General features: G+C 62.5%; 22 protein-coding genes and 2 pseudogenes. 10 read left to right on the top strand and 14 right to left on the bottom strand.

Going from position 1 to position 23,320, the window contains the following annotated elements:
• Positions 1 to 34: 34 nt before the first annotated feature.
• The 7 genes from ACZZZP_RS15445 to ACZZZP_RS15415 all read left to right on the top strand — a co-directional run bounded on the left by ACZZZP_RS15445 (position 35) and on the right by ACZZZP_RS15415 (position 6,273).
• Entirely contained in the window at positions 35 to 460 is a 426-nt protein-coding gene (locus tag ACZZZP_RS15445) for a helix-turn-helix domain-containing protein (RefSeq protein ID WP_122493707.1), read from the top strand.
• A 92-nt stretch (positions 461 to 552) separates the two neighbouring features.
• Complete coding sequence (locus tag ACZZZP_RS15440) at positions 553 to 939, top strand: DUF2946 domain-containing protein (RefSeq protein WP_463383346.1); 387 nt, start codon at positions 553 to 555, stop codon at positions 937 to 939.
• Positions 940 to 1,140: 201 nt separating this feature from the next.
• On the top strand, positions 1,141 to 3,063 hold the full coding sequence (locus tag ACZZZP_RS15435; RefSeq protein WP_463536669.1) for a TonB-dependent receptor: 1,923 nt from the start codon (positions 1,141 to 1,143) through the stop codon (positions 3,061 to 3,063).
• A 38-nt stretch (positions 3,064 to 3,101) separates the two neighbouring features.
• A complete protein-coding gene (locus ACZZZP_RS15430) occupies positions 3,102 to 4,202 on the top strand; it encodes a GGDEF domain-containing protein (protein WP_463536668.1) in 1,101 nt (366 codons plus the stop codon).
• Positions 4,203 to 4,428: 226 nt separating this feature from the next.
• Positions 4,429 to 5,118, top strand: a complete 690-nt coding sequence (locus ACZZZP_RS15425; protein WP_463383343.1) for a B3/B4 domain-containing protein — start codon at positions 4,429 to 4,431, stop codon at positions 5,116 to 5,118.
• A gap of 76 nt (positions 5,119 to 5,194) precedes the next feature.
• Complete coding sequence (locus tag ACZZZP_RS15420) at positions 5,195 to 5,845, top strand: LysE family translocator (RefSeq protein WP_463383342.1); 651 nt, start codon at positions 5,195 to 5,197, stop codon at positions 5,843 to 5,845.
• On the top strand, positions 5,842 to 6,273 hold the full coding sequence (locus ACZZZP_RS15415) for a GNAT family N-acetyltransferase (RefSeq protein WP_463383341.1): 432 nt from the start codon (positions 5,842 to 5,844) through the stop codon (positions 6,271 to 6,273). Before ACZZZP_RS15420 ends, ACZZZP_RS15415 begins: the two co-directional genes overlap by 4 nt.
• A gap of 1 nt (position 6,274) precedes the next feature.
• On the opposite strand, the pseudogene ACZZZP_RS15410 reads toward ACZZZP_RS15415, so the two are convergent.
• Together ACZZZP_RS15410 and ACZZZP_RS15405 are read right to left on the bottom strand one after the other, a co-directional pair.
• A pseudogene (locus ACZZZP_RS15410) lies at positions 6,275 to 6,449 on the bottom strand (DUF2986 domain-containing protein).
• Positions 6,450 to 7,165: 716 nt separating this feature from the next.
• Positions 7,166 to 8,068 (bottom strand): LysR family transcriptional regulator, encoded by a 903-nt coding sequence (locus ACZZZP_RS15405; RefSeq protein ID WP_463383339.1) that lies wholly within the window; start codon positions 8,066 to 8,068, stop codon positions 7,166 to 7,168.
• A 128-nt stretch (positions 8,069 to 8,196) separates the two neighbouring features.
• Here ACZZZP_RS15405 and ACZZZP_RS15400 point away from each other — a divergent pair, with 128 nt between their 5' ends.
• Both ACZZZP_RS15400 and ACZZZP_RS15395 read left to right on the top strand, forming a co-directional pair.
• Positions 8,197 to 9,096, top strand: coding sequence for a pirin family protein (locus tag ACZZZP_RS15400; protein WP_463383338.1), 900 nt, complete (start codon positions 8,197 to 8,199; stop codon positions 9,094 to 9,096).
• 48 nt (positions 9,097 to 9,144) lie between these two features.
• The gene (locus ACZZZP_RS15395; protein ID WP_463383337.1) at positions 9,145 to 9,789 is read left to right on the top strand and encodes an NADPH-dependent F420 reductase; all 645 of its coding nucleotides are present in this window, start codon (positions 9,145 to 9,147) and stop codon (positions 9,787 to 9,789) included.
• 58 nt (positions 9,790 to 9,847) lie between these two features.
• On the opposite strand, the gene ACZZZP_RS15390 is transcribed toward ACZZZP_RS15395, so the two are convergent.
• From ACZZZP_RS15390 to ACZZZP_RS15380, 3 genes and pseudogenes are all read right to left on the bottom strand, one after another.
• Positions 9,848 to 10,156, bottom strand: coding sequence for a hypothetical protein (locus tag ACZZZP_RS15390; protein ID WP_463383336.1), 309 nt, complete (start codon positions 10,154 to 10,156; stop codon positions 9,848 to 9,850).
• A gap of 51 nt (positions 10,157 to 10,207) precedes the next feature.
• Positions 10,208 to 11,209, bottom strand: coding sequence for a TerC family protein (locus ACZZZP_RS15385; RefSeq protein ID WP_463383335.1), 1,002 nt, complete (start codon positions 11,207 to 11,209; stop codon positions 10,208 to 10,210).
• A 184-nt stretch (positions 11,210 to 11,393) separates the two neighbouring features.
• Positions 11,394 to 12,249 (bottom strand): annotated as a pseudogene (locus tag ACZZZP_RS15380) (aldo/keto reductase family oxidoreductase).
• A 101-nt stretch (positions 12,250 to 12,350) separates the two neighbouring features.
• Here ACZZZP_RS15380 and ACZZZP_RS15375 point away from each other — a divergent pair.
• Positions 12,351 to 13,250 (top strand): LysR family transcriptional regulator, encoded by a 900-nt coding sequence (locus ACZZZP_RS15375; protein ID WP_463536667.1) that lies wholly within the window; start codon positions 12,351 to 12,353, stop codon positions 13,248 to 13,250.
• A 15-nt stretch (positions 13,251 to 13,265) separates the two neighbouring features.
• On the opposite strand, the gene ACZZZP_RS15370 is transcribed toward ACZZZP_RS15375, so the two are convergent.
• From ACZZZP_RS15370 to ACZZZP_RS15330, 9 genes are all read right to left on the bottom strand, one after another.
• Positions 13,266 to 15,368 (bottom strand): efflux RND transporter periplasmic adaptor subunit, encoded by a 2,103-nt coding sequence (locus tag ACZZZP_RS15370; protein ID WP_463383332.1) that lies wholly within the window; start codon positions 15,366 to 15,368, stop codon positions 13,266 to 13,268.
• 10 nt (positions 15,369 to 15,378) lie between these two features.
• Positions 15,379 to 16,710 carry an efflux RND transporter periplasmic adaptor subunit gene (locus tag ACZZZP_RS15365; protein WP_463383331.1) on the bottom strand — a complete coding sequence of 444 codons (1,332 nt, stop codon included), beginning with the start codon at positions 16,708 to 16,710 and terminating at the stop codon, positions 15,379 to 15,381.
• Positions 16,707 to 17,198, bottom strand: coding sequence for a putative Ig domain-containing protein (locus tag ACZZZP_RS15360; RefSeq protein WP_463536666.1), 492 nt, complete (start codon positions 17,196 to 17,198; stop codon positions 16,707 to 16,709). The genes ACZZZP_RS15365 and ACZZZP_RS15360 overlap by 4 nt, the downstream gene beginning before the upstream one ends.
• A complete protein-coding gene (locus ACZZZP_RS15355; RefSeq protein ID WP_463536665.1) occupies positions 17,191 to 18,843 on the bottom strand; it encodes a beta strand repeat-containing protein in 1,653 nt (550 codons plus the stop codon). The genes ACZZZP_RS15360 and ACZZZP_RS15355 overlap by 8 nt, the downstream gene beginning before the upstream one ends.
• Positions 18,800 to 20,278 (bottom strand): Ig-like domain-containing protein, encoded by a 1,479-nt coding sequence (locus ACZZZP_RS15350; protein ID WP_463536664.1) that lies wholly within the window; start codon positions 20,276 to 20,278, stop codon positions 18,800 to 18,802. The genes ACZZZP_RS15355 and ACZZZP_RS15350 overlap by 44 nt, the downstream gene beginning before the upstream one ends.
• Positions 20,241 to 22,082 carry a DUF4347 domain-containing protein gene (locus tag ACZZZP_RS15345; protein WP_463536663.1) on the bottom strand — a complete coding sequence of 614 codons (1,842 nt, stop codon included), beginning with the start codon at positions 22,080 to 22,082 and terminating at the stop codon, positions 20,241 to 20,243. Before ACZZZP_RS15345 ends, ACZZZP_RS15350 begins: the two co-directional genes overlap by 38 nt.
• 125 nt (positions 22,083 to 22,207) lie before the next feature.
• On the bottom strand, positions 22,208 to 22,846 hold the full coding sequence (locus ACZZZP_RS15340; RefSeq protein WP_463536662.1) for an efflux RND transporter periplasmic adaptor subunit: 639 nt from the start codon (positions 22,844 to 22,846) through the stop codon (positions 22,208 to 22,210).
• Positions 22,833 to 23,165 (bottom strand): hypothetical protein, encoded by a 333-nt coding sequence (locus ACZZZP_RS15335; protein ID WP_463536661.1) that lies wholly within the window; start codon positions 23,163 to 23,165, stop codon positions 22,833 to 22,835. Before ACZZZP_RS15335 ends, ACZZZP_RS15340 begins: the two co-directional genes overlap by 14 nt.
• Positions 23,137 to 23,307, bottom strand: a complete 171-nt coding sequence (locus ACZZZP_RS15330; RefSeq protein WP_463536660.1) for a hypothetical protein — start codon at positions 23,305 to 23,307, stop codon at positions 23,137 to 23,139. Before ACZZZP_RS15330 ends, ACZZZP_RS15335 begins: the two co-directional genes overlap by 29 nt.
• Between the last annotated feature and the right edge of the window lie 13 nt (positions 23,308 to 23,320).

Genomic DNA, 23,320 nt, shown 5'->3' with positions numbered 1-23,320 from the left:
CCCAATCCTTATATCCATTTCAGGAGAATCTGTTATGGCGAGTCTTTCGCGCGCCTATGTTTTGCCCACGGCTGATCATTTCGAACAGTCCAAACAGACTCAAGTAATCGGTGGTTTAGCGCCTTGGCGCGAACGATTGGCTAAACAGATGATTGCGGAAAACCTCGGCTGTCGATTAACCGTTCCGCAATTGGCAGAGGCGTGCGCCATGTCGCGCAGCCATTTTTCCAGAGCCTTCAAACGCACCACTGGGCTGTCGCCGCAAGAATGGATTCACCAGCAGCGCATGGCTCAGGCCAAGCAACTGATCGCTAACTCCGACAAGAGCCTGACCCAGATCGGCGCTGAATGCGGCTTCTGCGACCAGGCGCATTTCTGCCGCACCTTTTTGAAAACCGAAGGCACCAACCCAAGCACCTGGCGCTCCGGTACGGCGGCGATTCAATACGCGTCGATGTAAACGCAGGGTAGGGCGCACGCATGTTCCGTGCGGCAATTGCGCCCAATGCGCTGTCTGTTCGTTGCCAAAGCGCGGTGCTAGAGTCGCGCCCCATGAAAATGGCCCGCCACACTCGCTCACTGACTGCATGGATGCTGTACGCCAGCGTGCTGTTCAGTCTGTTCGCGTGCGGTATTCATCACGGCCAGATGAGCGCGCTAAACCTCAGCGGCCTGGGCGGCGGCTTCTGCTCGGTGTCGACAGACAGCGGCGCAGGCGTGGAACTGACCGGCTCGGACACGCAAAGCGTTCATCTCGACCAGGTCAGTTGCCCGCTCTGCTCCTCGTTTGCAGCCGCGGTGGCGGTTAATACCGGCGCCTGGTCGCTGGATTTCATCCCCGCGCGCAGCGTCGCGCCCATCGTCGTTCGCAGCTTCGCGCAACCGCCCCCGCGCCTGAATTGGCCCTCGCTGAACCCCCGCGCTCCGCCCATCGCTTGAACTGCCCCGCGCGCCTTGCCGCGCTTTGTTGACGTGCCGTTTCGCAGGAAACGCGCACCCGCTTATCTGGCTTTCAGGATTTCATTCGATGGCTTATTCGCCTGTGTTTTGCCGCTCGTTCGGCGGCCTGTTTCTGCTCGTTCCCGCCTTCACTTTGCCGCCACGCCGGCCGATTCAACCCTGACCCTCGGCGCCGTTACGGTGACTGCGCCCGACGCCGGTCCGCTGGCCAGCCGCAACATTCTCAGCTCGGTCGACGTGGTCGGCAGCGACATCATTGAACAGCAGCCGGTGCAATACAGCTGGGAGCTGTTCAACCGCGTGCCCGGCGTAATGCTCACCCAATTCAATCAGGGCACCACCTCCGGCAAGTTGTCGTTTCGTGGCTTCAATGGCGAGGGCGAAGTGAACGCCGTGAAGCTGTTGATCGACGGCATTCCCAGCAACACCAACGACGGCAACATGCCCTTTATCGACATGCTGTTCCCGCTGGATATCGACAGCATTGAAGTGGTGCGCGGCACCAACGACCCGCGTTATGGCCTGCATAACATCGCCGGCAACGCCAGCATCAACACCCGCATCGGTGGCAACGACGGCAAGCTGCGAGTGCGCTACGGCAGCTTCGACACTCAGGAAGTGCAGGTGGTCAAAGGCATTGAAAGCGGCAACTGGAGCCAGAACTATTTTCTCGCCTACCAGCAAAGCGACGGCTACCGCGACCACGCCAACGCCGACCGCCAGAGCTTCGCCGGCAAGTGGTTCTACACCGCCGATGAAGACGCCTGGCGCGCCGGGTTGATCCTGCGCCACTACCAGGGCGACGCCGACGAAGCCGGTTACCTGAACCGGCGCGATGCCCACGACCACCCGCGCGATTCCTACGCCAACAACGCCACCGACCAGGGCAACCGGGAAATGAACCAGGCCAGCCTGCACCTGGATATCAACCTGGAACACGACCTGTCGTGGGCCAGCAAGGCCTACCTCAATACCTTCAAAGATGAGCGCTGGACCCAATACTGGCGCAGCGTTTCCCAGCAGGAGCGGGTGGCCGATGAACGTCAGTACGGCGCCCTCAGCACCCTGACCTGGCGCCCGGAAGTGGAACACCTGCATGGCTTCGCCTTGGAAGGTGGCGCCGACGTGCAGCGCCAGGAGAACGAAAGTCGCCGCTACCGCACCACTCAGCGCGTACGCAGCGCGCAAACCCGCGACCAGCAGTTCGATCTGGATGTGGTCGGCGGCTATGTGCAGGCGGTGATCGAGCCCGTGGAGTCGCTGAAAATCATCCCGGCGTATCGCGTGGACAAGGTGTACGGCGACTACAGCAACGCGCTCACCGGCGAGCGCGCCGACGTCAACGACTACGGCCTGATCCGCCAGCCAAAACTCAGCGTGGTCTATGCCCCATGGGAGCACGCCAGCCTCTATGCCAACTGGGGCCGTAGCTTTCAGATCGGCGTCGGTTCGGCCAGCTACCGCCTGGCCAGCCAGCGCGACGACCTCAACCCCTCGATCAACGACGGTTGGGAAACCGGGCTCAAATTCAACCCGACGCCGTGGCTGGACGGGCGCATCGCCTACTGGGAACAAAAGGCCTCGGACGAGGTGCAACGCAAGCTCAACGATGCCGTCGGCGACTCGGAAAACGTCGGCGAAACCCTGCGCCGTGGCTACGACATTCAGCTCAATCTGTACCCCACCGAGGCCACCAGTGTGTGGCTGTCGTACTCGCGGCAGTTCTCGGAAATTCTCAAACCCAACCCCAACCTGCCCGCCAGCAAAGGCCAGGAAATGGACCACGTGCCCCATCACCTGTATGCCTTGGGTTCCACCTACCAGGCCAGCGAAGCGTTGCAGTTGTCGGCGTGGGTCAACGGGCAAAGCGACTACTACCTGGAACGCACCAACAGCACCGGCAAGTACGGCGACTTTGCCTTGCTCAACGTCGGCGCGAGCTACCGGATAAGCGCCGACGTGAGCGTGGATCTGCAAGTGAAAAACCTCACGGATCGCTACAGCGAATACGTGTGGTACGACGCCACCGCCAGCGTGCAGCAGTCGTTACACGCGCCCGCCGATGGCCGTGCGTTTTATGCCGGCCTGACGTTGGATTTCTAAGCACTTGAAGGCGGTTGCCGGTTCACCTGAGAAACGAGGTGAGCTGGCCACACCGCTCAGCTACCATGGGCGCCCGACCGTTCTTTCTGGTAGTAAGCGTGCACGGAACCGAAGAAAGCCTTGAGCAGAAGTCCTTCGCTCAACTGCGTCCGCTGGTGGTGTCCAGCGAAATATTGGCGGCCGCTGTCTGCCTGATCGTGCTGATCGTGGCCAATGTAAGCCAACCCATTTCCCCCTGGTTATACGGCTTCAGCGTGCTGTCGGCGGGCATCTGCGTGCTCACCTATCGGGCCCGCACCACGCAACAGCTCTGGCTTAGCGGATTGTTGTTGGTCTGCGCGTGTACCGCCTGCCTCGGTGCACTGGCCAATGCCATTGGCAATCCGGCCATCTGGTTTCTGCCTATCGGCCTGGTATTCAGCTTGCCGGTGTCGGCGATGCACGCCCATCCGGGCCATGCGTTAAGCACGGGCATTGCGGTGTGGGCCACGCTGTTTGCCGTGGTGCAACCGAGCTTCGACCGGCAGCTCGACCTGACCCTTACGCTGATGTTGATAACCGCCAGCCTGCTGGTCGCCACCATGGTCTGCACCACGCTGTGCCGCACCCGCAAAGATGTGTTCGACCTGCAAAGCCAACTGCACGACATGGCCTACCGCGACACCCTCACCGGGCTGCCCAATCGCCGCGCATTTATTCAGCGCCTGACTGCCACGGTTAGTGCCAGCGAACCTCGCGTGCCGCTGTTTTTCCTGATGCTCGACATTGACGACTTCAAGAAGATCAACGACGGCCACGGCCACGATGTGGGCGACCGCGTGTTAGTGGAAGTGGCCAAGGTGCTCAGCGAACAAAGCCCCGGCCATAACGTCGCCCGGCTCGGCGGAGAAGAGTTTGCCGTCGCCGCGCAGCTCGCCGATGCAGGCGCCGCCAGCGCCCTGGCGCAGCGGATTGTCGAGGCCGTGAATCGCCAGCCGGTGCTGGGCGTTACGCTTTCAATCAGCATTGGCGTGGCCGAACACCTGGCAGACGAAACCCTGTTCAGCCTGATGCGTCGTGCCGATCTGGCGCTGTATGAAGCCAAACATCAGGGCAAAAATCGCTTTGCGCTGGCCGCGCCAGCTCCTGCGGCGGCCTGACAGCGGGATAAGAAAAACTAATACGCCATCAGGTCTAATCATTAGACCTGATGGCCTTCAACAGCGAGGATTCAGCGGGCTGACCGACACTGGTCTTACATCTGCTGAGGAAAACGCCGTTGAAACACCGACTCCACGCCTTGATTCGCACGCTCCGTACCCTCGACGCTGCATGGGCCTGTTACGCCATGCGCAACCTCAAACGTCGCTGAGTCGGGGAGTTCACATGTCATTGGTTTTGCCTGTTCTCGACGCCGAAATCGCCACCCTCGCGCCGGGCTTCTGCGCCCTGAGCATCAGCGTTGAAGCCGCTCCCATCACCCAGCCGCAGGTGGCCGCCGAGGCCATGCGCAACGCCTGCGCTGCTGTAGCGGCCGGCGGCCCTGCGTGGGCTGACGCGCACCTCGCGGCATGGGCTGAAACGTTTCGCCTGTTCGGCGCCAAACCGCAGCGCACGCCGTGTTCGGCCGAAGCGCTGCGAAAACGCGTGCTGCGCGACGGCGCATTGCCGAGCATTGATCCGGTGGTGGATTTGTACAACGCCATCAGCCTGCAATTCGCCGTGCCGGTCGGTGGCGAAAACCTGGCCGCCTATGTGGGGCCGCCGCGTCTGACCGTGGCCGATGGCACCGAGCTGTTTGACACCTTCAAAGACGGCGCACTCGCCAACGAGTCGCCGGACAAGGGCGAAGTGATCTGGCGCGACGACATTGGCGTCACGTGCCGGCGCTGGAACTGGCGCCAAGGCGTGCGTACCCGCTTGGATTGCACCGCCACGCGCATGTGGTTTGTGCTTGAAGCGCTGCCGTCGATGCCGCGCGACGCGCTGCAAGCGGCCGGCGATGCGTTGGTCGACGGGCTCGAAAAAATGATGCCCGGCGCTCGGGTAGACACACAGATGGTCGAGTTTTACTGAGGCATCTGTGTCTGGCAGGGCCCGTGGCCAACGTGATAATTCTTCGGCCTGCTCATTCGCTTGATAGGCGCGGCCCATGGCTTTCGACTTCCACCACCTGCTCCTGGTGCTCACCGTGTACACCCTCGGCGCCGCCAGCCCCGGCCCGAGCAACATGCGCATCATGGGCGTGGCCATGCACCGAGGGCGGCGCCCGGCGCTGATGTTGGCGGCGGGCATTATCAGCGGCTCGTTTTTCTGGGGCGTGATGGCGGCGTCCGGGGTGTCGGCGTTGCTGGCCAGCTACGCGCAAGCCATCGGTGTGCTGAAGATCATCGGCGGCGCGTACCTGTTATTCCTCGCCTTTAAAGCCGGGCGCTCGGCGCTCACCTCGCAAGCGCAGCATGAACAAGCGCTGGCCGCCGCTCCGCCTGTTTGCGGCGCGACCTTGTACAGGCAAGGCTTGCTGATGCACCTCACCAACCCGAAAGCGATTCTGAGTTGGATCGCCACCATGACCCTCGGTCTCGGGCCCGGCGCCACCTTGTCGACGGTGATTACGACCCTGGGCGCCTGCGCGGTGTTGAGCGTGAGCATTTTTGGCGGCTATGCGCTGATCTTCTCCACCGCGCCGATGGTGCGCGCCTACCGCCACGCCCGGCGCTGGATTGAAGGTGCGCTGGCATTGGTATTTGCGGCGGCGGGCATAAAACTGCTGTTAACAGGCGGCGTGGAGGGCAGACCATGAAACCGATCACACTGGATGTTTCCAACTCACCAAGCGCCGAGGCCCAGCAGTTGATCCTCGATGGGCTGCGAGCCTTTAACCAAGGCGAAGTGGGTGCATCCGGCCATCAACCGTTGGCCGTTCTGCTCCGCGATGGCGATGCGGGTGGCGAGGTGCTTGGCGGCTTGAGCGGCTACACGGCGTGGGGCTGGTTGTTTATCGAAAAGCTCTGGGTGCCGGAAACGCTTCGCGGCCAAGGGTTCGGCGGCAAGCTGCTGGAAGCGGCAGAGCGGGAGGCGCTGATACGGGATTGCCATGGAGCGTGGCTGGACACCTTTAACCCCGAGGCGTTGGCGCTGTATCAGCGGCAGGGGTACGCCGTGTTCGGCGAATTGCCGGAATTTCCTAAAGGCCGGTCACGGTTTTTCCTGAAGAAATCCCTCGGCTGACTCAGGCCTCGTTCTGCGCTTCGCTGCTTTGCTCCGGAGCGCTTTGCGCCTCGGCCGCGAGCTTGAGGCGGTCGGCTTTGCAAACGTATTTAGGCTTACTTTTCGGCGCGAGTTTAGCGCTGGCCTTTTTTCGCGTGGGCTTTGAGCAGCTGATTGATTTTTTTGCGGCGGTTCATGGTTGGGATCTGCAGGGGGTGGGTTTGCGTTTGGCATTATCGGGAGCGCGGTTGGGGAGGGCTAGTGGTGTTGATCCGGGATTTGGGATGCGAGGGATTCAGGCTACGGTGTTCGGCATGCAACTCTGGATTCCGAATTGTCGGACCACCGCGTACGCGAGGATGACGGAGGTTTTTGTTTAATCCACCGTCATTCCTGAAGGCCACGGAGATTTGACTAAGCCCACCGTCATCCTCGCGCACGCGGGGATCCAGAGTTTTTCAGGAAACGGCGCTCGTCGGGCAATTCTGGATCCCCGCCTGCGCGGGGATGACGGAGGTTTTTGTATAGTCCACCGTCATTCCCGCGAAGGCGGCGGTCCGACGATTCGGAATCCAGAGTTTTTCAGGTAACGGTGTTCGTCGGGCAATTCTGGATCCCCGCCTGCGCGGGGATGACGGAGGTTTTTGTATAGTCCGCCGTCATTCCCGCGAAGGCGGCGGTCCGACGATTCGGAATCCAGAGTTTTTCAGGTTACGGCGCTCGTCGGGCAATTCTGGATCCCCGCCTGCGCGGGGATGACGGAGGTTTTTGTATAGTCCACCGTCATTCCCGCGAAGGCGGCGGTCCGACGATTCGGAATCCAGAGTTTTTCAGGAAACGGCGCTCGTCGGGCAATTCTGGATTCCCGCGTGCGCGGGAATGACGGTGGTTTTTATCAAGGCTCCCGCCCCCCTCACCGCTGCCGCCCCATCTCCTCCAACAAATGCCCCACCGCATGCTCCACAAAAGCCGTCACCGCCGCCGGTATCTGCCGGCGACTCGGGTACACCACGTACATATCGATATCCCGCTGCCGATAGTCCGGCAGCACTTCCACCAACGTGCCCGCCGTGAGGCTGGCAAACGCAATCGGCTGCGGCAGAAAGCAAATCCCCATTCCGGCCGCCGCCGCTTTCAGTTGTGCCTGTGCCGTGTTGGCGCACACGCGGCCCGTCACTTCGCACTGCGCCTCGCCCTGCGGCCCGGTGAAACGCCAGGTGGTCGAGCCGCTGGGTGTCGCCGGGAAAATGCACTGGTGCTCGCTCAGTTTCTCGATGGCGGCGGGCGTTCCGTGGGTTTTTAGATAGTCGGGACTGGCCACCAACACCCGGCTGCTGACCAGTATTTTGCGCGCGACCAGGCTGGAATCCGGCAGGGCGCCTGCGCGGAAGGCCACGTCGATGCGTTCGGCGATTAGGTCGACATGGTTGTCGCTGAGCATGAATTCCAACTGAATTTTCGGGTGCTGCTCAAGAAAGCGCGCCACGAACTCCATTTGGAATACGTCGAAGAAATCCGCCTGGGCGGTCACCCGAACGCGGCCTGCTGGCTCGTCGCTGCCGTCGACAAAGCGGCGGCTTACGTCCAGCAATTCGCCCACCTGGCTGGCGCTCTGCTCGAACAACGCGCGGCCGGCATCGGTGAGCGCCAGCTTGCGCGTGGTGCGGTGGAGCAGGCGCACGCCCAGGGTTTCTTCCAGTTGTTTTACGCGCCGGCTCAAAGTGTTCGAGGGCACGCCCATGCGCCGGGCGGCAGCGGCAAAGCTGCCGGCTTCGACAATCTGAACAAACAGGGCCAGGTCGTTCAGATCCAGCATCGGCATTGCTCCATAAGTGGACGAGTGAAAGGCAATTGTAGCCGCTAATCAAAGCAATGCCGACGCCCTATGATCACTCCCACATTCACCGCTGCCCCGTTCAACGGCAGCTTCCATCAGGAGTCGTCATGTCTATTTCAGCGCTTCGTACTGCCATTGGTAGCCGCACCGACAACCACCGCAGCGTCACTCATCGCACCACTGGCCATCAACATGGCGCCATCGTGCGGTTGATGAGCCCGAGCGATTTCGGCGAGCTGATCAAGCCGTTTGTGTTTCTCGACCTGTTCGAAGGCGACCGTTCGTTTCTCGGTCAGATGCCGATGCACCCGCACTCGGGCATTGCAACGGTCACGGTGATCACCGAGGGCAATTTGCACTTCGATGACCCGCAGGCCGGCAGCGGCGAAATCGCCTATGGCGGCGTGGAGTGGATGCGGGCCGGTGGCGGCGTGTGGCACGGCAAGGAAATGAGCGCCGGCACCTCGCAGCGTGTTCAGGGTTTCCAACTGTGGCTGGCCTTGCCGCCAGAACTGGAGAACGCCGAGGTCGACAGCCAATACATCGAAGCTGCCGCCATGCCCCACGCTGGCCCGGCCCGAGTGATCGTCGGCGAGCACGCCGGGGTGCGCAGCCCGGTGCGAGCGCCGGAGGGCGTTAATTATTTGCTGGTCACGCTGGGTAAAGGCGAGACCTGGGAATACACGCCGCCAGCGGGGCACAGCTCGTTGTGGGTGAGCGTAAGCCGGGGCCACTTGAGCGGGCCGGAATTTATCGAGGCCGGCGAGTTGGCGGTGTTCGAACAAGGCAGCCAGCCCGTGCGCCTGACGGGTGGAAAAGACGGCGCCGTGTTCGTGCTCGGCTCGGCCAAGCCCCATCCCCATGACCTGCACCTGGGTTACTACTCGGTGCACACCAGCGCCGAAGCGTTGGAGGCCGGCGAAGCAAAAATCGCTGAAATCGGACGTCGGCTGCGCGAGCAAAGCAGCGCGAAAACAGCGTCCGGCTCGGTGCCCATTTTCAAATAACACCGCGTTATCACACGGCCCTCGGCCTCAAGTTTTCTGGAGAACATCATGAGTATCGGCATCATCGGTTCAGGCGCCCTGGGCGCAAGCGTTGCACGTGCACTGGCGAAAAAAGGCATCGCCGCCACCATTACTAACAGCCGTGGCCCGGCATCGTTGGCCGCCTTGGTGGCTGAGTTGGGCCCAAGCATTAAAGCCGGCACGGTGGCAGAAGCCGCCAGCGCTGACATCGTGTTCGCCGCCATTCGCTGGACCGACGCCGAGGCCGTGATGAGCGCGTTGCCAGCCTGGAACAACCGCATCGTCATCGACGGCACCAACCCGGTAGCGTTACTCGACCCCGCCAGCGACGACGCCAACGACCCCAGCAATCCGCTGGCCGCGTATGGCATCAAAGCCATTGATCTAGGCGGCAAAGATTCCAGCGCGGTGTTCAGCACCTACGTAAGCGGCGCTCGCGTGGTAAAGGCGTTCAACCATTTGGATGTGAATGTGCTGGCCGAGCCGGAAGTGGCCGGTGGCAAGCGCGTGCTGTTGTACTCCGGTGATGACGCCGCCGCGAAAACCGAAGTGCGCGCGCTGATCGAAGCCATGGGCTTTCACGCCGTAGACCTGGGCTCGCTGGCCGTGGGTGGCCCGTTGGCGGCCCTGCCGTTTGGTGCCTTTGCGGCGCAGAACCTGATCAAGATTTAAAGCCGTTTGCTTGAACGAAGGCCCGCCACCATTGGCGGGCCTTTGGCGTTTTCAGCGATCAGGTTTCCACGCCGCTGTCGCGCTCGCGTTTGTTTTCCGCCGCTTCATCCTCGCGTTGCGGCTGCTCGTTTTCCGCTGATTTGTCGGTCGGTTTGCCAAGCAATTCGTTGGTGGATTTCTGCGCGCTGTCGATCTGCTCGTTCAGCGCATTCACGGTGTCGCTCACCGTTTCACGGGCAATCTCTTTCGCGGCTTCGCCGGCTTTCTGGGTGAATTTTGGTGCCGAATCTTCGGCCATTTCACAGCCGCTCAGGGTTAAGCCAAGCGCGGCGAAGAGGGCGAAAAGGGTCAGGCGTGGTGTGTTCATGTGTGTCTCCAGCGGGGAGTGCGCTCCGGTTTTAGCGGGGCGCGCAATGGATCAGGAATGTTCGGTGTTGGTATCGGCCGGCGGGTCGTTGCGGGTTTTCCACAACGACAACAGCACGCCGCCGAACAACAGGCCGAGGGTTACGCTCAGGGAAATAACCGGCGGGGTTTTACCGATGATGCCCACCAGGAAAATCTTGCAGCCGATAAACACCAGCACCAACGCCAGGGCGTATTTCAGGTAGGCGAAGCGATGGATCATCGCGGCCAGGGCGAAGTACAGCGCGCGCAGGCCGAGGATCGCGAAGATGTTCGAGGTGTAGACAATGAACGGGTCCTGGGTGATGGCGAAAATGGCCGGCACGCTGTCGACGGCGAACACCAGGTCTGCACATTCGATCAGCACCAGAGCCAGGAACAACGGCGTCGCCCAGAGCACGCCACGGCCTTCGGCGTTCGGCTGGCGCACGAAGAAGTGGCCTTCGTGCAAACGGTCGGTGACGCGCATATGGCGGCGAAGAAATTTCACCATCGGGTTTTGCGACAGGTCCGGGTGATCGTCCACCTTGCTGAACAGCATGCGCACGCCGGTCAGCAGCAGGAAGGCGCCGAACACGTAGAGAATCCAGCTGAACTCGGCGATCAGCGCGGCGCCCAGGCCAATCATCAGGGCGCGCAGCACAATCACGCCGAGAATGCCCCAGAACAGCACCTCGTGCTGGTACTTACGCGGGATGGCCAGGAAGCTGAAGATCATCGCCATGAGAAAAACGTTGTCCATCGACAACGACTTTTCAATCAGAAAACCGGTGTAGAAATCCATCCCGGCGTCGCCGCCTTTCATCTGCCAGACCCACAGGCCAAAGAGCAAACCGGCGGTGATGTAACCGGCAGACAACAGCAGACTTTCCTTCACGCCAATTTCGCGGTGCTCACGGTGAAGCACCCCGAGGTCGAAGACCAGCAGGCTGATGACGATGGTGATGAAGACGAGCCACAACCAGGTGGCGGTGCCGAGGAACTCGGCCATGAAGAACGGTTCTAGGGTGCTCATAAGCCCCTCCTAAGTCAGAGTTGTACAAACTGCAACTCCGACATGGCAGCTTGAGAAAGCTGTCAGAGGGGCCCGGCGTCGCCGCGACAATTTAACAGGCGATGCAACCGGCTCAAGTGCCTAGTCGTTGCAAAGTATCTCTGCCGGGCGGGGCTTTAGGGGCTATGAGCGGTTGCGGCGGGCGTCAGACCAACCCGTCCAGCGCGGCGATCACCTCGGTCGGCAGCACCAGTTCGGCGGCGCTGAGGTTTTCCTGCAAGTGCTTGACCGACGAGGTGCCCGGAATCAGCAGCAGGTTCGGCGAGCGTTGCAGCAGCCACGCCAACGCCACCCGCATTGGCGATGCGCCCAAGCTGGCGGCCACGCTGGACAAAGTGTCGGACTGCAACGGCGTAAACTCCACCCAGGGGGAAAAACGGCACATAGGCGATGCCCTGTTGCGCCAGGTCGGCAATCAACTGTTCATCGTGGCGATGGCAAAGGTTGTAGTGATTTTGCACACACACCACCGGCGCAATGGCCTGCGCCTGTTGCACCTGCACGGCGGACACATTGCTCAAGCCCAAATGTCGAATCAGCCCTTGGTGTTGCAGCTCGGCGAGCGTGCTGAAGCCTTCTTCGATAGACGCCTCGTCCGGTGCATGCATGTTGCCCCAGGCGCGGTAATTCACCACGTCCAGCACCTCAACGCCCAGGTTGCGCAGGTTGTCGTGCACCGCGCTTTTCAGCTCGGCCGGGCTGTGCGCCGGGTTCCATGAGGCGTCAGCGCCACGTACTGCGCCAACTTTGGTGACGATCACAAGCTCGTCGCCATAAGGCGCTAAGGCTTCGCGAATGAGTTGGTTGGTCACGTGCGGGCCGTAGAAGTCCGAGGTGTCGATATGGTTCACCCCGGCGGCGACGGCAGCGCGCAGCACGGCGAGGGCGGCGGCGCGGTCTTTCGGCGGGCCGAACACCTGCGGACCAGCCAATTGCATGGCGCCGTAGCCCATGCGGTTAACGCGGCGGTCGCCGAGTAGAAAAGTGCTGGCGTTGCTCATGGGTACGGCCTCGTTTCGGTGGGGGAGGCGGCCACTATAGGCATTGACCATTGTGCTGATAATGCGCTGCAATCGGCACGGGTTGTGCGGAGTTGCGAACAATGCAAACAGACATTCAAGACCTGCTGGCCTTTGTCACCGTGGTTAACGCGGGTGGCTTTCGGGAAGGCGCGCGGTTGAGCGGCAAATCGGCTTCCAACCTCAGCGAAGCCGTGCGCCGAGTGGAAGCGGACCTCGGCGTGCGCCTGCTCAACCGCACCACCCGCAGCGTGGTGCCCACCGAAGCGGGCACGCGCTTGATGGAGCGCATCGTGCCGGCGTTGAGTGAAGTGGAGTCGGCGCTGGACGTGGTCAACGACTTCCGCGACTGGCCCTCCGGCACGTTGAAACTCAACGTGCCGCTTAGCGCCGCGCGGCTGGTGCTGCCCGCGATCATCACGCCGTTTCTGCAAGCGCACCCGGACATCCGCCTGGAAATCATCGCCGAAGAAAGCTTCGTCGACGTGCTGGCTGCCGGTTGCGATGCCGGCATTCGCTACGACGATCGCCTCGAGCAAGACATGATCGCCGTGCCCATCGGCCCGCGTATTCAACGTTTCGCCACAGCCGCGTCACCCGCTTACCTGGCCGCCCACGGCACGCCCAAACATCCTCGTGATCTGCTCAAACACGCCTGCATACGTGGCAAATTTCCCAGCGGCGGCATGCCGTTGTGGGACTACGAGCGCAAGGGCGAAATCATCAGCGTGGACCCCAGCGGCCCATTGATCGTGCGCGTGGGCGGCGCCGTCGACCTGGCTGTACAAACGGCTGTCGATGGCTTGGGCGTGATTTACCTGTTCGAAGACTGGCTGCGCCCGCATTTTGAAAGCGGCGCGCTGGTGCCGGTGCTGAAACCCTGGTGGCAATCGTTCTCCGGCCCGTTTCTGTATTACCCGGGTCGGCGTTATTTGCCTTCGCCGTTGCGGGCGTTTATCGACTTTGTCAAAAGCAGCGCCTGAGCCGGGCCGCCGTAATCAGAAACCGGCCTCGCGCCAGGCCACCGCACCGGCTGTACGCAGGAACCGCGAAATCGGCGATTCCCAATTCCCTGCGATCGCCACTCGGCCGCGTACCAGCAGGCTGGTGGCGGGAACGTCGGTATCGAGGGCGAGTACCACGCGGTAGACAGCTTGTTCAGGATAGAGAAGGCCGCCTTTTTCGCGCACCAGAATATGCCCGCCAGAGGTGGTCGACAGCGCCGCTTCGCCGAGCGTGCGGCTGGCGTTGTGGTCGATGCTGGCGACGTGCGCTTTTACGTTTGGCCCACCCATGCCGTCGGCAATAAACAGCGCGCGATCGCCAATCTGCAAGCGGCGGATTTCGTCTTCGTCGACATAGGTCACCACCTGCCAGGGGCCGTCGCCGATCAGTTCGCCTAGCGGTTCCTGGATTTTCAGCCAGTCGCCCTGGCGCAGGTCCGGGTCAATGTCCACGAAGCGGCCAGGGTAAGGCGCGACGGGTTGATAGCGTTGCAAGTCGGCGCCCACCGTGGCCTGCTCGGCGTTGGCATGGGCCAGTTGGTCTTGCAACAGCAACCAGTCTTTGCGGGTTTTGTTGTCAAACGCCGCTGCGCCGGATTGCCAGCTCAAGGCGTCTTGCCGGGCGCCGGCTTCCTTGGCGCGCAGTTGCAGGTCAGGCGAGGCCAGGCTGAGCAGCGGTTGTTCAGCCGCCACGGCTTGGCCGTTGGCGACGGGAATTTCACTGACCACCGCGTTGGCGGGCGCGTACAAGCCCATGTGCTGTTGCGGGTGCAGCAGGCCGCTGGTGAGTACGCGGTTGGGCCAGGGAATAAATACCAAGCCAATCAGCAACAGCGTCAGCAATGCCGATAACCGCACCCGCCCGTGCTGTCGAATCGTTGGCCAGCGGCAGCGCCATTCCTTGATTTCACGCCACAGCGGCATGGCGATAAACCAGCTGATTTCGACGATAAACAAGAAGATGCCCACGGCCTTGATAAAGAAGTGATAGACCAGCGCGGCGATGCCCAGAAACAGCACCAGGCGGTAAATCCACACCGCCCAGGCAAAGATCACCAGCCCCTTATGCCGGCGAGGCGGAAAATATTCCGGCGGCGGTTCCTGAACGTTGAACATGCGTTCGCGCAAATCCCAGCGCGCCAGAGCAAAGGCACGGCTGTGCAGGTTGGGGATGCCGAGGTAGTCGGACAGCAGAAAGTAACCGTCGAAGCGCATAAACGGGCTGCCGTTGATAATCAGCGTCGACACCCATGTGGTGGTCGAGAGCAGAAACGCGATCTGCTTGGGTCCACCTTCGGGCAACCAGGCCCACGCCAGCGTGGCCCAAGCGGCAATTGCCAGCTCGGTAAGAATGCCGGCGCCGGCTACGGCCAGTCGTTGCTCGCGGCGGGGCAGGCGCCACACATCGTTGGTGTCGGTGTATGCCACCGGCCACATCACCAGAAACGCCAGGCCCATGGTCGGCACGCGGCAACCGTAGTGCTTGGCAGTGAACGCGTGGCCCAGTTCGTGACAGGTTTTGGCGAAGAACAGCGCCGCGCCATAGGCGGCCATGCCTTGCCAGGTGAGCGTGTCCATAAGGGTGGCGACGAAACGCTCGCTTTCGCGGTACGCCGACATGCCACCGATTACAGCGGCCAGCAGCGTTAACCACCAGAACACCGGCGTGAAGGCAAACCCCACGCAAGGCTTGGCGCGGCGAAGAAAACGGTCGGGGCGCACCAGCGGAATACGGAAGAACAGGTAGTTGTGCAGCAACCATTCACTCCAACTGCCGCGCTGTTTGGTCAGGCTGGCGGCGAAGGCGGGCGCCGCGCCGAGAGAAGGCTGCAGCAGGTGCTGATCGCGCAGGAACGTTTGCAGCTCGTCGAAGGCGGGCAGATCAAGCTCCAGCGTGGTGTCGCGATTGACCTGTTCGACGATGGCGCCAGGCTGGCCCAGGTGCCAGCGGCTGAGCATTTCAAAGTTGGGCCAGTCGATCTGGAAAAACAGGTTGCGGGCCGGGTCGTGTAGCGTCCAGCTCGGTTGCCCATCGCTCAGCCGTGGGCCGGGTTCGATGGTCAGTTCGTCGCGCAGAATGGGGAGTGTTGCGGCCATGCCCTGCGCCTCAGATCGCCAGAAACTGGCGCACGGCAGCCAGTGGCCGACGCAGCACCCAGTAGGCCAGCGGCACCTGGTCGCCGTAGAGCTTTACCGTGCCTTTCAAGCCGATGCGTTGATCCGACGGGGTCACCAGCGTGGCGCGCACGCGGTAGGCGAAACTGCCGTCTGGGCGTGCCGTGGCACGGTGGCTCATGTAGCGAATGGTGCCCTCAAGCGAGGTGAGCGGCGAGGCGGCCAGGTACAACTGTAAAGGCGCCCGGTCGGCCAACGGAATGGCGTCGCCGATGGGAATCCAGGCTTCGATTTCCACTTCATTGGCGGCGGCCACTTGCAGTATTTTCTCGCCGGTTTGCACCGGGCGGCCGATCCATTCGCTGGGGTCGTCGAGCAGTACGATGCCGGCGCTCGGGGCGAGCACGCGGGAGCGTTCGGACTGGCCCTGAAGGAACGTGGCTTGCGCTTCTTTCTCAGCGATCTTGCCCAGCAGCGTGGAAATCTGCGCGCGCGCTTGCGGGTCATTGAGCATCATCTGGCTGGCCTGCCGGTACTCGGCGCGTGCGGTGGTCAGCGCTTCGCGTGCCACTGCCAGGCGGCTATCCAGCGGCGCCTGATCGAAGGTGAACAGTACTTCGCCAGGGTTGACGCTCTGGTTCGGGCGCACGCTGAAATCGGCGATCACGCCGTCCAGCGGTGCGCGAATAGTGGCCGGGTTGGCCGGCACCAGTTCGCCTTGGGCCAGCACCGTGAGCCGCACCGGAAAACACAGCACCCCAAGCACGATAGCCGCGCCGATGGCATAACGGCGCCAACGCAAGCCGCTGCCTGTACGCTTGGCCCACGGCGTCCAGCGCGCGGGACGCTGTAAGGCCAGCCACGCGTGTTGCCAGATGTCGCGCCATTCGCTGAGTAACGGATTCAGCTCCGGCGCCAGGGGATGATCGGCGCCTAGCAGCACACCACCGCCCACGGCGGGCAGCGGCAACCAGGTGGCATAAGCGGGCAGCCATTCGGCCCATTCGACGCTGATCTCGGCAGGTAGCGCGTTGATGTCGATGGCCAGCGGCGCGTCGCTGGTGTGTGTGCTCGAAAGATGCCGGCCGAGCCGCTGTAGCCACTGTGCGTAAGGTACGTTGCCGTCCACCGACACCACGCCCGACAGCGCGCGCACGCCGCCATCGCTCAGCCATAACGCGGCCTGGCGGTAAGCGAGCAGGGCGCGGGTGTCGTTTACCAGCACAAAGCCCAGCTCGGCGGTGGTGGCTGCCGCGCGCGCCCGTTGTCCCAGTTCGATCAATGTCAGTAGCGGGTTGGCGGGCGCGGTTACCGCTTCATTCATGTGCGCCGACCATCCGCTGCGGCGGCGAGCCCGGCGAGGCGGTTGGCGCCGTGGCTGCGAGCGTCACGCAGTTGCTGGGTAAGGCTGCTGCGGCCGGCCAACTCTGCGGCTGCCGGCACCGCGGTCTGTGCCTGATCCGGCCGCGCAATAACGATGTCGAACTCCTGTATCGCCTCATGGCCCAGGCCGTCGCGGGCGATTACGCGCACGGTGAGTTTGCCGCTGAAATCAGCCGGCGCCTTGCCTTCAAAGCGACCATCACGGGAGTTGAATTTCAACCAGCTCGGCAGCGGACGGCCATCGGCCAGCTCTGCGGTCAGGCGCACGGTTTGCCCCGGCTGGCTTTGCATAAACGACTCGGCGTTCACCTGCAGGCTCACGCGCTCACCGCTTTGCACCACCAGATCGGTGAGCGGCGCACGGCTGCCCACGCCGTCTCGGCCGCCCATGAACACCAGGCCGGCGCCTGGGCTCATCAGCTCAGCCATACCGCCGTCGATTTCGGCGCTCCCCGACAGCGCATCGCCAAACAGGCTGGGCGACTGCCATGGGTTGCTGGCACCGGTGTCGAACGCCGGAGGCAAAGGCAACAGGTTCGCTGGCGCTCGGCGGCAGAAACGAGGGTGGTTGAACCATGGGCGGCAACGGCTCGGGGCGAACCGGTGGAGTTTGGAAGCCTTCGGTAGGCGCGGTCGGCACGGTCGGCGGCACCAGCGTGCCGACAATCAGCTCGCCGGTACTGGTGTCGCTGGCGCTGTTGCCGGCCAGGTCGATGACGGTGGCGGTCACGCTGTATTGTTGGTTCAACGTTAACGTCAGCGCGCCGCTTACCGGCACGGCTGCGGCTAAATCCAGGCTCCAGGCGCTCGCCACCGGCGTTACGTCGTACGTCGCGCCGCCTACAGTAATGGTCAGGGTTTCGCCGGCCGCCAAGCTGGCATTGCCGGTAAGCACCGGCGTCACGCTCGGCGTAGTCAGCGGGTCCACGGTCGGCACGGTGGCGGCGGTGTCGTAAATATACGACTGCGACAACACGGGGCCGTCGTTGCCGGCGATGTCGACCACTTTGACTTGCAGCGTGTCGGAGCTGACCAGCGTTTGCCCGTTGAGCACCCAACTGCTGCTGCCGACGGTGGCGGACGCGGTGGCCCACGTCGCGCCGTTGTCCAGCGACACCAGCACGCTTTCGCCGGCCGCCAGGTTGGCCGACAACGTGCCGCTGATGTTTTGGCCTGAGTTGCGGGTAATGAAGTCACTTTGCGAGGTGCCGGAGTCGGCCGAAAAGTTCACGCTTGCGACGGAGGTGTTGGAGCCCGTGGTGTCCAGCACGTACGCTGCGGCGCTGGCGTTGCCGTTATTGCCGGCAGCATCGGTGACACGAAAACGCAGCGTGTCGCTGCCGGCTAGTGTTACGCCCGTCCAGGTCAGCGTAGTGCCCGACACCTTGCTGGTGATGTCGGCCCAGGTGGCGCCGTTATCCAGCGAGCCATAGACAATGTCACCCGCACCGGGCGCGTTGCTCAGGGTGGCGCTGATGGTTTGCGCGGCGACGTTGGTGATCAGGTCGCTGTCGCTGGCGCCGTTATCAGCCGAAAACGAGATACCGCTGAACGTAGTGGTTGGGTTGGTGGTATCGAGAACATAGGCCTGAGCGAGGGCGCCGCCGTTGTTGCCGGCGTCGTCCGAGACACGAACCTTCAGCGTGCTGCTGCCCGTCAACGTCTGGCCCGCCAGCGACCAGTTTTTGCTGCCGACGCTGATAGTGGCCAGTGTCCAACTGCTGCCATTGTCGAGCGAGACATGCACGTTCTCGCCAGCTGCCAGGTTGGAAGTCAACGTGCCACTGATGGTCTGCGCCGCTGTTTTGGTAATGAAGTCGGTGCCCGAAGTGCCGGTATCGGCGGAAAATTTCGCGGTGTTGACGGTATTGGTCGGCGCCGTGGTGTCGATGATCAGGTCTTTATTTGCGCTCAGCGAGCCGGCCGTGCCGGGCGTATTCAGCACCACTGAGGCGTTCAGTTGGCTGCCCCCGGCATCTTTGATCGTCGCGCCATTTAGCGACAGGGCATTGGTGTTGGCGACGTCGAGGTCATCGCTGTTGTCCCCGGCGCCAACAATGTAAACGAAGGTCAATGTGCTGCTCGCCCGACCCGCCGGTATACGAAGCCGTGCCGCCGCTGGTGAGCGCCAGCGTGGGTGCGCCACCGCTGGTGTCTACCGTCACCGCGCCGGAAAAATCGACCGTCAGGGTGATGCTCTGGCCAGCGCCATAGTTGCCATCTGCGGTGCTGGCGCTGACATTGGTTACGCTGGGTAGCGAGCCATCGACCAGCACCGCCGCTGTGCTGCCTACATTGTTGAGTGTGGTCGTGGCGTCGTTCCCGGCTGTATCGCGAATGCTGCCGCCGTTGCTTGAGAATGCGCCAGGTGCAATTCCGTTGGCATCGCTGTCGCCGTTGACCACGGTGTAGCGGAACACCAGCGCGCTGGTGCCGGAGCCTGAAACGTATGAGGCGTAGCGCGTGCTGCCGCCGACCACCAGCGAAATACGCGGGGTGCCGCCGGTGGTGTCGACAGTTACTGCTTCGTCAAAATTCACTGTGAAGTCCAGGGCCCCACCGGTGTAGTAGGTGCCATTGGCCGGCACTGCCACCGAGCCGACTACAGGCGCTGCGGTATCGATGGTGACGGTCAGCCCGGCCGACGTCGTCGACCGGTTGCCAGCGCTGTCTTCAGCAACGGCGGTAAAGGTGTGGCCGCCGTTCGCCAATGCGCCTGTGGTGTAAGTCCAGTTGCCACCAGTGGCTATTGCAGTGCCAAGCAGGGTAGCGCCGTCGTAGATATCGACCCGGCTACCACTTTCGGCGGTGCCGGTAAGGGTCGGCGTATTGTCGGCCGTCACGCGGTCGCTGCCGGACGCGCCGCTATCGGATGCCGCCGCCAGAGCGGGCGCTGGTGGGGTGGCAGGGGCAGACGTATCGAGCACGTAGGCCTGAGCGCTCACCGGGCCATTGTTGCCGGCTTTATCCGTAACCCTCAGCTGCAGCGTGTTGCTGCCCGCCAGCGTTACACCGTTCCAGGTCAGCGTCGTGCCGCTCACTTTACTGGTGAGATCTACCCAGCCGTTGCCGTTATCCAGCGAACCGTACAGAACGTCGCCGGCGGCCAGTGGGTTCGACAATGTGGCAGAGATGGTCTGAGCGGAGTGAAAGGTAATGAAGTCGCTGGCGCTGGCGCCTGTATCTGCTGACAACGCCACACCGCTGAACGTGGTGGTGGGCAAGGTGGCGTCATAAACATAGACCTGAGATAGCACCGGGCCGAAGTTGCTGGCTGGGTCGCTGACCCTGATTTTTAACGTGCTGCTGGTCGTAAGCGTGCTGTTTATCGTCCATGTGCTTTGCCCGGCAACCGAAGTCGCAGCCGCCCATGTAACCCCATTGTCGATTGATACGTAGACCGTTTCACCGGCCTGCAGGTTGGCTGAAAGCGTGCCGCTGATGGTCTGCGCAGGGTCATTAGTGACGAAATCACCGCCCGACGTACCGGTGTCGTGGGAAAACGTCACGGTCGACACGCCGGGTGGTCGGAGCAGTGGTGTCCAGCGTATACGCTTGAATGCTGGTGGCGCTGTCGTTACCCGCCAGATCGGTAACGCGAAAACGCAGAGTCTGGTTGGTGTTATCGAGCGTGGCGCCCGTCCACGTCAGCGTAGCGCCGCTCACCTTGCTGGTGACGTCGGTCCAGGTGTTGCCGTTGTCGGTCGATGCCCACACGGTATCCGTGCCGGCTGGCGCTGCGCTGAGGGTGGCGGTAATGGTTTGGCTAGCGGTGTTGGTGATCAGGTCAGTGTTCGAGGAGCCCGTATCCGGGGAGAACGTGATGTTGCCAAACGAGGTGGTCGGCTGGGTGGTGTCGAGGGTGTAGGTGTGCGTGTAAGCCGTGCAGCTGGCGCCATTGCTGCCAGTGACCCGGGCCTGGAAAGTGTTCGAACCTGCCAACGTGGTGGAAGTGCTCCAGTTGCTGCTGCCCTGAGTGTACGAAGTGGCGTCGGCCCATGTGCTGCCGTTGTCGAACGATACTTGCACTTTCTCGCCCACTGCGAGGTTTGCCGAGAGTGTGCCGCTGATGGTCTGGCTGGCAACGCTGGTGACAAAGTCGGTATTGGTGGTGCCATTGGCAGCGGTGTCATTCGATAGCGCCGCCGTGTTCACCACTGCTACTGGCGGGGCCAGCTTGACGTCGTTGATGACGAAGTCCTGGAACGTCATGTAGTCCGTCGAGGTCAGTACAAGCTGTTTTATGTCGTTGAGCTGTGCCCCGAAGTTCACTGGCTCCAGCATGAAGTTGGTGTTAATGCCGGTCTTGGTGAAGTTGGCGACGGTGCCGTCGTTGAATGTGGCTGTAACCTGAACCGAACTAACGCTGCCTTGGGCCAGGAACGAACTGACGTCGAACACATAGCCCGCACCGATGGTGATGGTAAGCGTGACGGAGTTGTGATCCGCAGCCAGCGGATAAATGCCCGCGCCGTCGTTGTAGTCATAGATCTCGCCACTGGCGAAGGTTATGTTCTGACCGCTGACGTTCTTGACGATGGTCGTCACCGGGGTGATGTCGTTCGCATCGGAGCCATAGGTGAACGAGACCGTTGCCAGCACACCGTCGTAATCCGTCAGCGCCAACTCCCGTGAATCGACATCACCCACATGGGCTTCCAGCGCCCAATCGCCACCCAGTTTAGCGGCGCCGGTCAGGTCAGTCGAAGCCGCCACATCCGCCCCGGTTGCTTGCGCCAGACCATTAAGCAGCGCGGCGCTGTCACCGGTGTCGCAGCCGTACAACAGCAAATCGCCTTCACTGCCCAATGCCTGACCCAACTGCGCGAGTTCGGCTTTGGTGCCCGCATCGCTCAGCGACGCTTCGGTGATGTGCGCGGTGCCCAGGTTGAGCACACCTTCGGAGCCATGGGAAAGGATATGAATGGCGTCCAGTCCGCTCTGCGTCGAGGCCCATTGCGCAATCCGCGCCAGGCCGTCTTTGCTGCCGTCGAATTCGACAATGCCTACGCCATCGCGCACGCCCGCTTCCAGCGCTTTGTAGCTGGCGAGCGAGGTGTCGACCAGCACCACTTCTTTCTTGCCGTTGTCTTTGGTCGGCTCCGCCTCACGCACGGTGACAGCTGGCGGCAAGGCGGGTGCGGCGGTGGCGGCAGCGTCTGGGGATTGCGCGGCGTGGGCCGCATCGGCCACGGCGGCGCCGTCGAACATAAAGCGTTGTTCCAGAGACAACAGCTGCGAGTTGCGCCGCAAGCGTGGACCGGCCGTTGCGTTCATGGCAGAACGAAGCAGGGACGCGATGGACTGGTTCATGGCTAACTCCTGAGACAGCTGTTCGGAACAACGCTGATCACGTAAAGGCGGCTTGGGCCGCTTTTGTTGTTTATTGCGACGGCGGGTTCATCACCACGTTGCCGCTCATGCCGGCCATCAACTCGTCAATGCGGGCCGTCGATCACCGCGCTGAGTTTGATCGACTGGGTTACAGCGTCCACCCGCGCGCCGATTCGCTGCACCTTGGCCGGGTAGGTTTTGCCGGTTTCATCGATGTTCACGTCAAACGTGGCGCCGGGCCGTAGCCACGCCAGCCAGCGCGAGGGCACGATGAATTCCAGTTCCAGGGTGCCGTCATCGAGAATTTCCAACAGCGCCTGGCCGGGCTGAACGAACTGTTGCCCGCGCACTTTCTGCTCGGCAATTCGACCGGGGAAGGGCGCGGTGATCTGGCATTTGCTGAGCAGCGTGCGGTTGGCTGCCACCTCGGCCTTGGCTTTCAGCGCCTCGGCTTTGGATACATTCAATCCGATGTTGCCTACCGAGTCGAGCTCCGCCAGTTTCTGGTTGCCTTTCCAGCCGGCGTCGGCGGCCATTTGCGCGGCCTCAGCCTTGTTCAACTGCGCTTGCTGGAGCAGGCAATCGAACTGCACCAGCGTTTGCCCTTGCTTGAACGACGCCCCTTCAGCCAACGGCAAACGGGCGATCTTCGCGCCGATTTCTGCCGAAAGCGTGGTGTAGCGCTGCGGCGTGAGCTGGGCGCGAATCTCGCGGTTGTCCAGAGGCGACTCAGCCGCATTCACGCTGCCGGCTGCGAGTAGCGGCGACCAGCGTCAGCGCTGTGCAACCCGCTTTCATTGGGCACGCCTGCACCGGCGGCAGTTGGCCCTGGTTCCAGGTGCGCAGGGCGCTGCCGACCACATCGGTGAGCTGCGCCAGCGGCATGCTGTCGGAGCCTTCAACCACCGGCCCAGACCCAGCGCAGCTGCGGCGCGACGCCGCGCCCGCTGCTGGACAGCGCCTGGTAACGACGGGCTGCGACAGCACCGCCGCGCTGCTACGAAACAGCGGTCCAGCAGGGTGAGGTTGAGCCTCAGCCTGGTTGCTGATTTGCGTAGACATGCGCTCGTCTCGAGGCAATGGCGTCCGCGCGCGCCAGTTGGCGAGTGGCGTTGGCGTATTGCAGGCGGGCGATATGCAGTTTGGTCAGCACCACCATTTGTGCAGGCCATGCGGCGCTGATCGGCCAGGGCGACGCCGGCATCGGCCAGACGCAT

This window comes from Pseudomonas sp. AC211, from assembly GCF_979258055.1.
Note: the sequence above shows the minus strand (reverse complement) of the source record. Positions and strands in the feature narration are given on the sequence as shown.